The following is a 14,402-nucleotide window of genomic DNA, read 5'->3' on the forward strand; positions in this document are numbered from 1 at the left end:
GCCGTACCGGCCCTGCTACTGACCGTTCGGATTCAGCGGATCGTTCGGGATCTTGTCGGTCGGGGTCGCCGTCGTAGTGGTCGGCCTCGTGGTGGTCGGGGTGCTGCTCGTCGGCGGCTCGGACGTCGGGGTCGGCGGGCTGCTGCTCGTCGGCGGCTCGGACGTCGGCGGCTCGGTGGTCGGCGACGACGTGGGGGTGGACGAAGGCGTCCATGTGGGCGTGGGCGTCTCGGTGGGCTGCACCGCGGCCCCCGACGTGGTGTTCAGGTCGAACTTGCTGACCTTGCCCATCGCGTCGAAGGTGTACGCCGCCCAGATCTGCGCCGGGAAGCCACCGCCGTTGACACGGCCGTTCTCCGCGACCAGGCCCGTGGCGCCCTTCATGGAGACCTGCTTGCCCGCGTTGGGCGTGCCGATCGCGCCCTCGCCGAACAGGCCTACCGAGGTGACCAGGTTCGGCGTGTAGCCGGTGAACCAGGCCGACTTGTTGTTGTCGGACGTACCCGTCTTGCCGGCGACCTGCTGACCGTCACGGGCCGGGTTGTCCCGCACCGCGACGCGGGCCGTACCGTCGTCGACCACACCGGTCAGCACCGAGGTGACCGTGTCAGCGGCCTCCTCGCTGATGACCTGGCCGCCGATCGGGTCGGGCAGTTTGACCGTACGGTCCTTGTGCTCGACCTTGGCGATGATGGCCGGGGTGACCTTCTTGCCGTGGTTGTCGAGCGTGGCGTACACGCCCGCCATCTCCAGCGGGCTCGCGCCCATGGAGCCGAGGGTCTGCGCGGGCACCGCCTGAAGGCCCTTGGTGTCCATGCCGAGGTTGCCGGCGACCTTCAGCACCTCGTCCATCCCGACGTCGACGCCCATCTGCGCGAAGACGGAGTTGATGGACTTGTTCGTCGCGGTCTGGACGGTGACGTTGCCGTAGCTGCGCTCGTCCTCGTTCGGCGGGGCGAAGCCGATGTCACTGCCCACGACCGGGCGCCGGTTCGTACCGTCGTAGATCGTGTTCGCCGTGATCGGTTTGCCGCTCTGCGTCTTGGCCTGCTCGTCCAGGGCCGCCGCGAGGATCAGCGGCTTGAAGGTCGACGCGACCTGGTAGTCACGGCGGGTCGCGTTGTTGTAGTAGTGCTTGAAGTAGTCCTTGCCGCCGTACATCGCGAGGACTCTGCCGGTCCTGGGGTCGACGGACACGGCACCGGCCTGGATGTCGGCGTCGACCTTGCGCTTCTTGGGGTCCAGCTTGCTGGTCAGCTGCGCCTTGACCGTCTTCTCGAGCAGCGCCTGCTTCTTCTTGTCGACGTTGAGCGTGATGGTCCAGCCGCCCGCGTCGATCATGGCGTGGGCGTCGTTCGAGTCGGCCGCCGTGCCCTGGGAGACGAGCTGTTTGGCCAGCTCGTCCTCGGCCGCCTTCACCAGGTAACCGGTCTGGCCCTCCATGCCGGGCGCACCCTGGGGGTCCTTGGGCGTGGGGAACTTCATGGTCTTGCGCTCGGCCGGGTCCAGCCAGCCCTGCTCGACCATGTTGTCGAGGGTGTAGTTCCAGCGGGCCTTGACGAGCCTCTTGCCGGTGTCCGTGGCGTTCGCCCAGTCGTACTGGCTCGGGGCCTGGAGCAGCGAGGCGAGATACGCGCCCTGCTCGACCGAGAGTTCGCTCGCGTCGACGCGGTAATAGGCCTGCGCGGCGGCCTGGATGCCGTACGCGTTGCGGCCGTAGTAGCTGGTGTTGATGTAGCCCGCGAGAATGTCGTCCTTGGACTTCTGGCGGTCCACCTTCAACGAGATGACCAGTTCCTTCAGCTTGCGCGTGACGGTCTGGTCCTGGTTGAGGTAGTAGTTCTTGACGTACTGCTGGGTGATCGTCGAACCACCCTGCTTGCCCTTGCCGGAGAGGGTGTTGATCAGGCCTCGGGCGGTGCCCTTGAGGTCGACACCCGAGTCCTTGTAGAACGTTTTGTTCTCGGCGGCGACGAAGGTCTTCTGGACGCCCTTGGGCACCTGGGACAGGTCGACGATCTCGCGGTTGACCTCGCCCTTGCGCCCGAGCACCTTGCCATCGCTGTACTTGTATATGTTGCTCTGCTGCTTCGCGGCCGCGTTGCCCTGGGGTACGGACACGACCATGTAGAGCACGATGAAGCCGCCCATGCCGAGCAGGCAGAGGCCGAAGAACGTACCGAGGATCGTCTTCCAGTTGACGAACCGGCGTATACCGGTGCGGCGGGACTTCTTCCCCGTGCGGCCGGCCTTGCCCTCGGTCGAAGCACCGGCGGACGCGTTGGCCGTCGTTGCGGACGACGCGCCGGCCGTCGTCCCGGACGAGCGCTTGGGCGCTGCGCGGCGGCCCCGTGCCTGCCGCGCTCGTCTCTCTTCCGCTCGTCCCATGGGTCGATCCGCTCCGCTTCACTCTCGTGTGTCACACAGGTTCATCGCTCAGGTCAGCTCAGAAAGCTAACACCGCGCGATATGACAAAGGGCTGCCGATCCGGTCTTTTCCGGACGTGACAATCAGCACGCCGTGCGCACCGGTCCCAACGAAACCGACGACCGAGAGGGGTGGAAGGTTGCCGGGCGGGGTAAAGTGATATCACTTAGCTAGACCAAAGCTAAGTGGCAGAACGATCGAAACGGGGGACCACCTATGTCCACGCACGACACGCGCGACGGGCACGACGCACACGACTCCTCACCCACCGCCGACCTGCCGGAGATGCCCGCTCCGCGCGTCCGCGAGTTCGCCGCGCACAGCATCGGCGGCGGACTCGCGCTGCTGCTCGGACTGTTGGGGCTGCTGCTGGGCGCCGGGCTGATCGCGGGCGGGACCACCGTCACGGCCACGGGCGCCAAGGCCGCGCTGATCATCGTCGGCGTCCTGGTCGGCATCGCCGCGTTCTTCGCGATGTGCGGGCTGAACACCGTGGCGCCGGGCGAGGCCCGCGTCGTGCAGCTCTTCGGGCGCTACCGGGGGACGATCCGCCAGGACGGGCTGCGCTGGGTCAACCCGCTCACGTCCAGGGCCAAGATCTCGACGCGGGTACGCAACCACGAGACCGCCGTCCTCAAGGTCAACGACGCGTACGGCAACCCGATCGAGCTCGCCGCGGTCGTGGTGTGGAAGGTCCAGGACACCGCGCAGGCCACCTTCGAGGTGGACAACTTCCTGAAGTTCGTCGCCACCCAGACCGAGGCGGCCGTGCGGCACATCGCCATCGAGTACCCCTACGACGCCCACGACGAGGACGGTCTGTCGCTGCGCGGAAACGCCGAGGAGGTCACCGAGAAGCTCGCCGTCGAGCTGCACGCGCGCGTGAAGGCCGCCGGGGTGCAGATCATCGAGTCGCGCTTCACGCATCTCGCGTACGCTCCCGAGATCGCCTCCGCGATGCTCCAGCGCCAGCAGGCCGGAGCGGTCGTCGCGGCCCGGCGGCAGATCGTGGACGGTGCGGTCGGGATGGTCGAGGCGGCGATCGCCCGGATCACCGAGCGGGACATCGTCGAGCTGGACTCGGAGCGGAAGGCGGCGATGGTGTCGAACCTGATGGTGGTGCTGTGCGGGGACCGTGCGGCGCAGCCGGTCCTGAACACCGGGTCCCTCTACCAGTGACGGCTCCTTCGGAGGGAACGCAGTGACGGCTCCTTCGGAGGGAACGCCCCCCTCCCCCTCTTCCCGGCGGCAGCCGCAGCAGCGCAAGCAGGTGCTGCTGCGGCTGGATCCGCAGGTGTACGAGGCGTTGGCCCGCTGGGCGGGGGACGAGTTGCGCTCCGCGAACGCGCAGATCGAGTTCCTGCTGCGACGCGCTCTCGCCGAGGCGGGCCGCCTGCCCGGCGGTGCTGGGCCGATCCCTCGGCGGGGGCGGCCGCCGGCTTCCGGCGACCCGGAGCCCTAGCCACCCGGGGCTCCGCCCCACACCCCGTTCGCGCAGTTCCCCGCGCCCTGTTCAGGGGCGCGGGGAACTGCGCGATCTTTTCGGGGCTGGTGACGGAACCGTGACAATCGGGCCTGACCTGCGGATCCGTACACCACACCATGATCTATTCGTGGCGTGTATACGCGAGGTGTATACGCCGTGTGTAGAGTGCTCCGCATGTCCATCGGTCACACTCTTCTAGGGCTCCTGGAGTCCGGCCCCCGGCACGGTTACGACCTCAAGCGGGCCTTCGACGAGAAGTTCGGTCACGATCGGCCGCTGCACTACGGCCAGGTCTACTCGACGATGTCGCGACTGCTCAAGAACGGGCTCGTCGAGGTCGACGGGATAGAGGCCGGCGGCGGCCCCGAGCGCAAGCGGTACGCGATCACCGAGGCGGGGATCACCGACGTACAGCGGTGGCTCGCGACGCCGGAGAAGCCCGAGCCGTATCTCCAGTCGACCCTCTACACCAAGGTCGTCCTCGCGCTGCTCACGCACCGCAACGCGAGCGAGATCCTCGACACGCAGCGCTCGGAGCACCTGCGCATGATGCGCATCCTGACCGACCGCAAGCGCAAGGGCGACCTCGCGGACCAGCTGATCTGCGACCACGCCCTCTTCCACCTGGAGGCCGATCTGCGGTGGCTGGAGCTCACCGCGGCGCGTCTCGACAAGCTCGCCGAGGCGGTGACGACCCGATGACTCCTCCCCCCGGCTCCCTGCTCGCCGCGTCGGAGCTTCGCAAGACCTATGGACCGACCACCGCGCTGGACGGCGCCGAGTTCTCCATTCACCCCGGCGAGGTCGTCGCCGTGATGGGTCCCTCCGGCTCCGGCAAGTCCACGCTGCTGCACTGCCTCGCCGGGATCGTGCCGCCCGACGCGGGCTCGATCACGTACAACGGCCGGGAGATGGCCGGTATGAGCGACGCCCAGCGCAGTGCGCTGCGGCGGAGCGAGTTCGGGTTCGTGTTCCAGTTCGGGCAGCTCGTGCCCGAGTTGACCTGCGTCGAGAACGTCGCGCTGCCGCTGCGGCTGAACGGCACCGGGCGCAAGGACGCCGAGCGCGCCGCCCTGTCCTGGATGGAGCAGCTGGAGGTCGACGACCTCAAGAGCAAGCGGCCCGGTGAGGTCTCCGGTGGTCAGGGGCAGCGCGTGGCCGTGGCCCGTTCGCTGGTCACCAACCCGCGTGTGCTGTTCGCGGACGAGCCGACCGGCGCGCTCGACTCGCTCAACGGCGAGCGTGTGATGCAGCTGCTGACCGACGCGGCGCGTTCCACCAACGCCGCCGTCGTGCTCGTCACGCACGAGGCACGGGTGGCCGCGTACTCGGACCGCGAGATCGTCGTACGCGACGGGAAGTCCCGGGACATGGAGCGGATCGTATGAGCGTCCGCCCTTCACCCGCGGGAACCCCGCCCGAGGCGCCTCGCACCGCCGCCACCGTCCTGCCGCAGTGGGCCCGTGACTTCGGCATGGGCGCCAAGTTCGCGGTGACGGGCGGCCGGGAGGCCTGGGTGCGTGTGCTGCTCACGGCCGTCGGGGTCGGTCTCGGGGTGTCGCTGCTGCTGCTCACCACGGCGATACCGAGCGCGCTGGCCTCCCGGCACGATCGCGAACGGGACCGCAACGACGTGACGTACCAGTCCGTCGTGCAGAAGAAGTCGGACCGCACGCTGCTCATCGGCATCACGGACACCACCTTCCACGACCTGGACGTACGGGGACGGGTGCTGCAACCCGAGGGGGCGCGGGCGCCGCTGCCGCCGGGGGTGAAGAAGTTCCCCGCGGTCGGCGACATGCTCGTCTCGCCCGCCCTCGACCGGCTGCTCAAGTCCTCCGACGGCAAGCTGCTGCGTGAGCGGCTGCCCTACCGCGTCACCGGGACGATCGCCGACGTCGGTCTCGTCGATCCGCACGAACTCGCCTTCTACGCGGGGACGAAGGACCTGACGGCGACCACACACACGACCGGCCGGGTCGAGCGCATCGACTCGTTCGGGTCCAGCGGCCAGTCCGGCGAGACGATGGACCCGGTCCTGCTCCTGCTGGTGCTGATCGTCTTCGTGGTGCTGCTGATGCCGGTCGGCGTCTTCATCGCCGCGGCCGTGCGCTTCGGCGGCGAGCGGCGCGACCGACGCCTGGCGGCGCTCAGGCTGGTCGGCGCGGACGGGCGGATGACCCGGCGGATCGCGGCCGGTGAGGCGCTGGCCGGAGCCCTGGTAGGGCTGCTGCTGGGCGCCGGGTTCTTCCTGATCGGGCGTCAGCTCGCGGGCATGATCTCGGTGTTCAGGATGAGCGTGTTCCCCAGTGACCTCAATCCGGCGCCCGCCCTGGTGGCACTGGTCGCCGTGGCCGTCCCCGCCGCCGCGGTCGCGGTGACGCTCTTCGCGCTGCGCGGTGTCGTCATCGAGCCGCTCGGCGTGGTCCGCACGGCCCGGCCCTCGCGGCGCCGCCTGTGGTGGCGGCTGCTGCTGCCGCTGGCCGGTCTCGCGATGCTCTACCCGATGATCGGGCAGGGGCGCAGCAACGGGAACTTCAACGAGTACCTGGTCATCGGCGGCGTCATGCTGCTGCTCGTCGGCATCACCGCGCTGCTGCCCTGGGTCGTCGAGGCGGTCGTCAACCGGCTGGACTCCGGTGGCGTCGCCTGGCAACTGGCCATCCGCAGGCTTCAGTTGAGCAGCGGCAGCGCGGCCCGCATGGTCAACGGCATCGCGGTGGCGGTGGCCGGCGCGATCGCCCTGCAGATGCTGTTCGCCGGGGTCGACGGCGACTACACCAAGGCCAGCAGGAACGACCTCTCGCGTGCGCAGATGTCGATCCGGGTGCCGGACAAGGTCCCGATGAGCGAGGCCGTCCGGCAGTTGTCCGCGACCAGGGGAGTCACGCGCACGACGGCGCTGAGCACCGGTCAGGTGGGCGACGGGAGGAACGAGCCCGAGCACCAGGCGACCGTGACCGTCGGCGACTGCGCCGCGCTGCGCGAGGCGGCCAAGCTGCCCTCCTGCAAGGACGGCGATGTCTTCGCCGTGGAGAACGCCCAGTGGGACACGTACACGTCGAGCCTGGACAAGGTCGGCAACAAGCTCTACATCGACCCGTCCTACGGCGCCTCCAACAAGGGCAAGGAGGTCGCCTGGACGGTGCCGGAGGGCATCAGGACGGCGGACTCGCGCGAGGATCCGTCGGGCGACGAGCGCGGGGGCTTCCTCTTCACGCCCGGCGCCCTGCCCGCGAAGGCCGCGTCGACCGTGTACGGGTCGGTCTATCTCCAGCTCGACGAGTCGGTGCCGGAGGTCCGTGAGCTCGTACGCAACAGCGCGGCGAAGCTCGACCCGCTCGCGGACCCCGAGAACTGGACGGCCACGACGCAGTCCCAGAAGTTCACGTCCATCCGCACCGGCCTGTTCGTCGGCGCGACCTGCGTGCTGATCCTCATCGGCGCGAGCCTGCTGGTCTCCCAGCTGGAGCAGTTGCGCGAGCGCAAGAAGCTGCTGTCGTCGCTGGTCGCCTTCGGCACCCGGCGCCGCACGCTGAGCCTGTCCGTGCTGTGGCAGACCGCGATCCCGATCGCGCTGGGCCTGCTGCTGGCGTCGATCGTCGGCCTGACGCTGGGCGCGGTCCTGCTGAAGATGACCGCCACACCGGTCGGCGTGGACTGGGCGAGCGTACTGTCGATGACCGGCATCGGCGCGGGCGTCGTGGTGCTGGTGACGCTGCTCAGCCTGCCGCCGCTGATCCGCCTGATGCGGCCGGACGGGCTGCGCACGGAGTAGCAGGCCCCGAGGAGTCCGTCACAGGACTCGTACGGGCAAGGGCCGCAGCGCTTCGCGGAGCGCTGCGGCCAGTTCCTCGTACTCGGCGCCGCGCGCCGCGCCCGCCCGCATCGCGAGGGCGATACGCCGGGTCGGCGCCGGATCCGCGAAGTACCCGGTGAGGAGCTGGTTGCTGCGGGTCGTCTCCACCTTGACGGCGGTGCGCGGCAGCAGGGTCACGCCGAGGCCGCCGGCAACGAGTTGGACGAGGGTGGACAGACCGGCGGCGGTGGTGGTGACGGGCGCGTCCGCGCGGCCCGCCTCGCGGCAGATGTCGAGGGCCTGGTCGCGCAGACAGTGCCCCTCGTCGAGCAGCAGGAGATTGAGTTCGCGCAGGGCCTCGCGGGGGATGCCCTCCCGGCCGCCGAGCCAGTGGTCCAGCGGGGTCACGAGCACGAAGTCCTCGTCGAACAGCGGCAGTTCGGTGACGGTGGGCACACCGAGCGGCACGGCGAGGAGCAGCAGATCGAGCCGTCCGACGGCCAGCCCCTCCAGCAGACTGGCCGTCTGCTCCTCGTGCACCTGGAGGTCGAGGTCCGGGTAGCGGTCGTGGACGAGCTTGAGGACGGTGGGCAGGAGGTAGGGCGCGACGGTGGGAATCACGCCGAGACGAAGGGCTCCGGTGAACGGAGCCCGTACCGCCTCCGCCTCCTCCAGCAGCGCACCGACTTCCTCCAGCACCGCCTTGGTGCGTACGGCGAGACGCTCGCCGGCGGGCGAGAGCAGCACCTTGCGGGTCGTCCGCTCCAGCAGGGTCACCCCGAGCGTCTCCTCCAGGGCGGAGACCGCACCCGACAGCGCGGGCTGGCTCATACCGATCGCGCCCGCCGCGTCACGGAAGTGCAGATGCTCGGCCACGGCGGCGAAGGCGCGCAGTTGGGCGAGGGTGGGCTGGCGCCGCCCGTTCCCCTTGGAACTCGCCTTGCCACCCAGGGGGCCTGCCATGGCCGTACCTCTTACTCATAGTCACTGATAGTCGTAGCCGATCAACGCGACCAAGTGTAGCTATTTCCCTAATCAATGCAGCTTGTGCCAACATCAAGTTCGTCCAACCCATGGAAAAGGCCCCCAAAAAGGGCGTTTCCTCGCTGCAAGGAGAGCGTGTGCTCACTGTCGGTGACAAGTTCCCCGAGTTCGATCTGACCGCCTGTGTCTCGCTGGAGAAGGGCGCGGAGTTCGAGCAGATCAACCACAAGACCTACGAGGGCAAGTGGAAGATCATCTTTGCGTGGCCCAAGGACTTCACCTTCGTGTGCCCGACCGAGATCGCCGCTTTCGGCAAGCTGAACGACGAGTTCGCCGACCGTGACGCCCAGGTGCTCGGCTTCTCCGGCGACTCGGAGTTCGTGCACCACGCCTGGCGCAAGGACCACGACGACCTGCGTGACCTGCCCTTCCCGATGATGGCCGACTCCAAGCACGAGCTCATGCGTGACCTCGGCATCGAGGGCGAGGACGGCTTCGCCAAGCGCGCGGTCTTCATCGTCGACCAGAACAACGAGATCCAGTTCTCCATGGTGACCGCCGGCTCCGTCGGCCGTAACCCCAAGGAGGTCCTGCGGGTCCTGGACGCCCTGCAGACCGACGAGCTCTGCCCGTGCAACTGGACCAAGGGCGAGAACACCCTCGACCCGGTGGCGCTCCTGGCGGGTGAGTAACCCTCCATGGCCCTCGACGAACTGAAGTCCGCCCTGCCGGACTACGCCAAGGACCTGCGCCTCAACCTCGGCTCGGTCATCGGCAACTCCGAACTCCCGCAGCAGCAGCTGTGGGGCACGGTGCTGGCGTGCGCGATCGCGTCCCGCTCGCCGCGGGTGCTGCGCGAGCTGGAGCCCGAGGCGAAGGCTCAGCTCTCCCCGGAGGCGTACACCGCCGCCAAGTCGGCCGCTGCCGTCATGGCGATGAACAACGTCTTCTACCGCACGCGGCACCTGCTCTCCGACCCGGAGTACGGGACGCTGCGCGCCGGTCTGCGGATGAACGTCATCGGCAACCCCGGTGTGGAGAAGGTCGACTTCGAGCTGTGGTCGCTGGCCGTCTCCGCGGTGAACGGGTGCGGGCAGTGTCTCGACTCCCACGAGCAGGTGCTCCGCAAGGCGGGCGTCGACCGGGAGACGATCCAGGAGGCGTTCAAGATCGCGGCGGTCGTCCAGGCGGTGGGCGTCACGCTGGACTCCGAGGCGGTCCTCGCGGAGTAGGCTCCGCGGACTGTCCTTCTTGGGCCCCGTTCACCTCATTTCCGGGTGGGCGGGGCCTTGGGTTTTTCGCCCCCTCCGCCCCTGCCCGTCCCGTATCCGGGGGCTGCCGCCCCCAGGCCCCCGCCAAAAGATTGCGCAGTTCCCCGCGCCCCTGGGCAGGGCGCGGGGAGCTACGGTGTCGGCCGGTGAGCCGGCGAGGCGTCCAGGGCTGTGGCGCCGCGGGGCTCCGGGGAGTGGCGCAGTCCGGCGGCCTCGCGGGCGTACGAACGCAGGTACACCACCACCGTGTTGGTGACCGCGACCAGCGGAACCGCCACCACCGCGCCGCCGATCCCGGCGACCATCCCGCCCGCGGCGACGGACAACACCACCGCCAGGGGGTGGACCCGTACCGCCCGCCCGAGAATGAACGGCTGCAGGATGTGGCCTTCGATCTGCTGGACGGCGAGGACCACGACCAGCGTCATCACCGCAGTGAACACGCCCTGCGTCACCAGCGCGACCACCACCGCCAACGCCCCGGAAATCACCGCACCCACCAGCGGAATGAACGCCCCGAGGAAGATGAAGACGGCCAGCGGCACGGCCATGGGGACCTTGAGGAAGTAGATGCCCAGGCCGATGAAGATCGCGTCGATCAGGGCCACTATCACCGTGCCCCGGACGTACGCCGTCAGCGTCCGCCACGCCCTCGGGCCCGCGCCCGCGACACCCTGCCGGGCGGCGGCCGGGACGAGCTTGAGCGTCCATTCCCAGATCCGCTTGCCGTCGTAGAGCAGGAAGAGGGTCGAGAACATGGTCAGGAGGATGCCGGTCAGCGCTTCGATGATGACCGTCACGCCCTGGAGGCCCGCCGACGTGATCTGATCCGTGTTCGCGCCGATCGCGTCCCGCAGGTTCTTGGCGATCTGGTTGATCTGCTTGTCCGTCACATGGAACGGGCTGTGGAGGAGCCACTTGCGCAACTCGTCGATGCCGTCCTGGATTTGGCCGGAGAGATTGTCGATGTTCTCCTGGACCTGCCAGACCACGAACCAGCCGACCAGTCCCATGATGACGAAGCCGAGGATCGCGGTGAGCGCGGTGGCGAGCCCGCGCGGCACCCCGTGACGTGTCAGCCGGCCCACCGTCGGCTGCAGCAGCGCGGTGATGAGCAGCGCGGCCACGAAGGCCAGGACCACGAGCTGTACGGCGCTGATGACCCGCATCAACACCCATAGCGTGCCCGCGAGTACGAGCAGCCGCCAGCCGGCCTCGGCGGCGACCCGCACACCCCACGGCACGGCGAGCGCGGGATCGGGTCGCTGGGCCTCCACGACGGGCAGGTACACGGCGGGTGGTGCGGACACCTCCTCGGGGGGATGCTCCGGGCGGCGGCGCTGGGGACGGCTCTTGGGACGGCTCTTGGGACGGTGTTCGGAACCGTCGTCGGGACGGCTGTCATCCGGACGGCTGTCATCGGGGCGGCCGTCGTCGGGACCGCCGTCGGCCGGAGGCCCGGATACGTCGGTGTCCCCGGCCGCGGCCTGCGCCGCCGAGCCCCACGGTGACCCGTCATGGCGCGGATCGAGCGCGCGCTCGGAGTCGAGGGAGCCCTGGGACTCCTTCTCCACCTCGGCGCGGCGCTCGTCCAGCCGCTCCCCCAGCTCGGTCAGTCCGGCGCCGAGCCGACTGAGCCACCCTGGCACTCTCGACATGATCCGTCCTCTTCCCCCGTTGCCCCCCCACCACTCCCCCCTGGAGTCGTCGGTTCCGACCGTACATGGCCGAAGCCCCTCACCCTAGGACGGGGAGGGGCTTCGGAAGGTTGAGCGGCCGGTACGGGACGAGGGGCTCAGTACCAGCTGTTGGCCTGCCAGAAGGACCAGGCCTCGCACGGGCTGCCGTAGCGGCTGTCCATGTAGTTGAGGCCCCACTTGATCTGGGTGGCCGGGTTCGTCTGCCAGTCGGCGCCGACGGACGACATCTTGGAGCCGGGCAGGGCCTGGAAGAGACCGTAGGCACCGGAGGAGGCGTTGACCGCCCGGTAGTTCCAGCTGGACTCGTGGTCCACGATGTTGCTGAAGCACTGGAACTGGCCGCTCGGCACCATCTGGCGCGCCATCGCCTGGATCTGCGCGGTGGTGTACGAGGCCTGGACGGAGAAGCTGGAGGCGTCACGCGTCGCGGAGCGGCTGGCCGCTTCCTGCGCCGCCTTGCGCGCCTTGGCTTCCTTCTCGGCCTTCTCGGCGGCCTTCTGCTTCGCGACCGCGTCCTCGGCTGCCTGCTTGCGGGCAGCTTCCTCCGCGTCCTTCTTGGCGCTCGCGTCCGCGGCGATGGCCTGTGCGTCGGCCTGCTGCGTCAGGGACGCGGTCTGCACCTGGGCCTGCTGGCCCGCAGGTATGTCCGCGAGGAGGGTCGAGTCACTTGCCGTCGCCTCGGCATCGTTCGGCTGGGCGGTGCTGCCCGAGGCAACTCCGACGACGCTTCCGACAGCGGTGACCGCGGTGGCCGAGGCCACTGCGAATCCCCGGACCGAAATCCGGCTCACACGGTTTCCTTCCAGCATCGCCCGCTTAGGTGACCCTCGCGGACGCAATCGTGCCCCTTGGCGCTGGCCTCCCAACTGCGGGGTCACGGGAGGCGCGGGCCCGGTGGGCAACTCCCCGAAGAGGAGCGCCGCGTGGTGCTCGGGCGGCATACGACGGCTCTATGGAGTTCTGAGGTTCCTGTGGTGCCGTACCGCTGGGGGTACAGGTGTGTCGTATGCGGGGCCTGACAGGAGTGAGACTCTGCCGTAACCCGACGCCGCAAGGCAATTCTCCGTTGCGTGTGAAAGCTCACACCTTGTTTGCCTCAGCTGTTTTACGGAAACGAGGGCGCAGCAAGACGCCGCCCGGCTAGGCTCTTCGCCTTTGCCGGACGGCGCCAACTACCGTGTATCCGCCACCCTTTGACCAGGTGGGGCGAGCGGTGTCAGATCTGACCTTCCTCCAGCATTTCGGTCACAAGGGCAGCAATCTGGGACCTCTCGGACCGGTTGAGCGTCACGTGCGCGAAGAGCGGATGGCCCTTCAACTTCTCCACGACGGCGACCACTCCGTCATATCGGCCGACGCGCAGATTGTCCCTTTGTGCCACGTCATGGGTGAGAACCACCCGTGAATTGGCGCCGATTCGGGACAGAACGGTCAGCAGCACATTCCGTTCCAGCGACTGGGCCTCGTCCACGATCACGAACGCGTCGTGGAGGGAACGGCCGCGGATGTGGGTGAGCGGCAGAACCTCCAGCATGCCGCGCGAGGTGACCTCTTCGATCACCTCACGGCTGGTGACCGCGGAGAGCGTGTCGAAGACCGCCTGCGCCCAGGGGCTCATCTTCTCGGACTCGGAGCCGGGCAGATAGCCGAGCTCCTGCCCGCCCACCGCGTACAGCGGCCGGAAGACCATCACCTTCTGGTGCTGGCGGCGCTCCAGGACGGCCTCCAGGCCCGCGCAGAGCGCGAGCGCGGACTTGCCGGTGCCGGCCCGGCCGCCCATCGACACGATCCCGATGTCCGGGTCGAGGAGAAGGTCCAGCGCGATACGTTGCTCGGCGCTCCTCCCCTTGATGCCGAACGCCTCCCGATCGCCGCGTACGAGGCGGACGTTGCCCTCGGACGTCACGCGTCCCAGTGCCTTGCCGCGCTCGGACTGGATCGTCAGGCCCGTGTGCACCGGCAGGTCGGCCGCCTCGGGGACGTAGGCGTGGCCCACGTCGAAGAGGACGTCCACCTGCTCGCCCGCGAGGGTCAGCTCGGACATTCCGGTCCAGCCGGAGGAGCCCGTGATGGCCAGCTCGGCGCGGTACTCCTCGGCGAGGAGTCCGACGGACGAGGCCTTGATCCTCAGCGGCAGGTCTTTCGACACGACCGTGACGTCGTACCCCTCGGCCTGCAGATTGCGGGCGACCGCGAGAATCCGGGAGTCGTTGTCCCCCAGCCGGTAGCCGCTGGGCAGCACACTGGGGTCCGAGTGATTGAGCTCGACGCGTACGGTCCCGCCGAGGTCCCCGATCGGGATGGGAGAGTCGAGGCGGCCGTGCCGCACCCGGAACTCGTCGAGCAGGCGCAGGGCCTGCCGGGCGAAGTAGCCGAGTTCGGGATGGTGCCGCTTGGCCTCCAGCTCCGTGACCACGACGATCGGAAGCACGACCTCGTGCTCGTCGAAGCGGCTCAGGGCATTCGGGTCGGCCAGCAGGACGCTGGTGTCGAGAACATAGGTGCGCCGGTCTGGCTTGTGGCGCTTTGCGCTGGTCACCACGGAAGGACGTACCCCCTCGGAAGAGGTCGGGGAGCGACGGAGAGGAGCTGGACCGGTTCCGGCCGCATTGCGCGGGCCGAGAACCGGCCCTCCGTCTCGTCCGCACTGACCGCACGGTCGGGCTGGTGCAAAGGGCCTCCCGGGCGGACGGCCCCGTGCCGTCCGCTGAGATCCGACACCCGTGGTTCGGGC

At 69.0% G+C, this 14,402-nt stretch carries 12 protein-coding genes; 7 read left to right on the plus strand and 5 right to left on the minus strand.

Annotated features, from left to right (window positions below; genetic code table 11):
* Positions 1–15 precede the first annotated feature (15 nt).
* On the minus strand, positions 16–2,388 hold the full coding sequence (locus ACFVXA_RS06945) for a transglycosylase domain-containing protein (RefSeq protein WP_384026871.1): 2,373 nt from the start codon (positions 2,386–2,388) through the stop codon (positions 16–18).
* Between the two features lie 256 nt (positions 2,389–2,644).
* On the opposite strand from ACFVXA_RS06945, the gene ACFVXA_RS06950 reads away from it, so the two are divergent.
* The 5 genes from ACFVXA_RS06950 to ACFVXA_RS06970 all read left to right on the plus strand — a co-directional run bounded on the left by ACFVXA_RS06950 (position 2,645) and on the right by ACFVXA_RS06970 (position 7,692).
* Entirely contained in the window at positions 2,645–3,607 is a 963-nt protein-coding gene (locus tag ACFVXA_RS06950; RefSeq protein ID WP_383910532.1) for an SPFH domain-containing protein, read from the plus strand.
* A gap of 22 nt (positions 3,608–3,629) precedes the next feature.
* Entirely contained in the window at positions 3,630–3,890 is a 261-nt protein-coding gene (locus ACFVXA_RS06955; protein ID WP_362029321.1) for a hypothetical protein, read from the plus strand.
* A gap of 198 nt (positions 3,891–4,088) precedes the next feature.
* Complete coding sequence (locus tag ACFVXA_RS06960; RefSeq protein ID WP_362031506.1) at positions 4,089–4,616, plus strand: PadR family transcriptional regulator; 528 nt, start codon at positions 4,089–4,091, stop codon at positions 4,614–4,616.
* Positions 4,613–5,302: an ABC transporter ATP-binding protein gene (locus ACFVXA_RS06965; protein WP_362031508.1), complete on the plus strand. Its 690-nt coding sequence runs from the start codon at positions 4,613–4,615 to the stop codon at positions 5,300–5,302. Before ACFVXA_RS06960 ends, ACFVXA_RS06965 begins: the two co-directional genes overlap by 4 nt.
* Positions 5,303–5,388: 86 nt before the next feature.
* Positions 5,389–7,692, plus strand: coding sequence for an ABC transporter permease (locus tag ACFVXA_RS06970; protein ID WP_390024113.1), 2,304 nt, complete (start codon positions 5,389–5,391; stop codon positions 7,690–7,692).
* A gap of 18 nt (positions 7,693–7,710) precedes the next feature.
* Here ACFVXA_RS06970 and ACFVXA_RS06975 read toward each other — a convergent pair whose 3' ends face one another.
* Complete coding sequence (locus tag ACFVXA_RS06975) at positions 7,711–8,676, minus strand: LysR substrate-binding domain-containing protein (RefSeq protein WP_362031510.1); 966 nt, start codon at positions 8,674–8,676, stop codon at positions 7,711–7,713.
* Between the two features lie 158 nt (positions 8,677–8,834).
* Between ACFVXA_RS06975 and ACFVXA_RS06980 the strand changes: the two genes are divergently transcribed.
* Entirely contained in the window at positions 8,835–9,389 is a 555-nt protein-coding gene (locus tag ACFVXA_RS06980; protein ID WP_362031512.1) for a peroxiredoxin, read from the plus strand.
* A 6-nt stretch (positions 9,390–9,395) separates the two neighbouring features.
* Positions 9,396–9,929 carry an alkyl hydroperoxide reductase gene (locus tag ACFVXA_RS06985; RefSeq protein ID WP_362031514.1) on the plus strand — a complete coding sequence of 178 codons (534 nt, stop codon included), beginning with the start codon at positions 9,396–9,398 and terminating at the stop codon, positions 9,927–9,929.
* Between the two features lie 170 nt (positions 9,930–10,099).
* Here ACFVXA_RS06985 and ACFVXA_RS06990 read toward each other — a convergent pair whose 3' ends face one another.
* From ACFVXA_RS06990 to ACFVXA_RS07000, 3 genes are all read right to left on the minus strand, one after another.
* Complete coding sequence (locus ACFVXA_RS06990; RefSeq protein WP_383910266.1) at positions 10,100–11,626, minus strand: AI-2E family transporter; 1,527 nt, start codon at positions 11,624–11,626, stop codon at positions 10,100–10,102.
* A 137-nt stretch (positions 11,627–11,763) separates the two neighbouring features.
* Positions 11,764–12,459, minus strand: a complete 696-nt coding sequence (locus tag ACFVXA_RS06995; protein WP_362031518.1) for a lytic transglycosylase domain-containing protein — start codon at positions 12,457–12,459, stop codon at positions 11,764–11,766.
* A 425-nt stretch (positions 12,460–12,884) separates the two neighbouring features.
* Positions 12,885–14,210, minus strand: coding sequence for a PhoH family protein (locus ACFVXA_RS07000; RefSeq protein ID WP_383746424.1), 1,326 nt, complete (start codon positions 14,208–14,210; stop codon positions 12,885–12,887).
* Positions 14,211–14,402 lie beyond the last annotated feature (192 nt).

The sequence above is a fragment of the Streptomyces sp. NPDC058246 genome, assembly GCF_042881985.1.
Classification (GTDB): domain Bacteria; phylum Actinomycetota; class Actinomycetes; order Streptomycetales; family Streptomycetaceae; genus Streptomyces.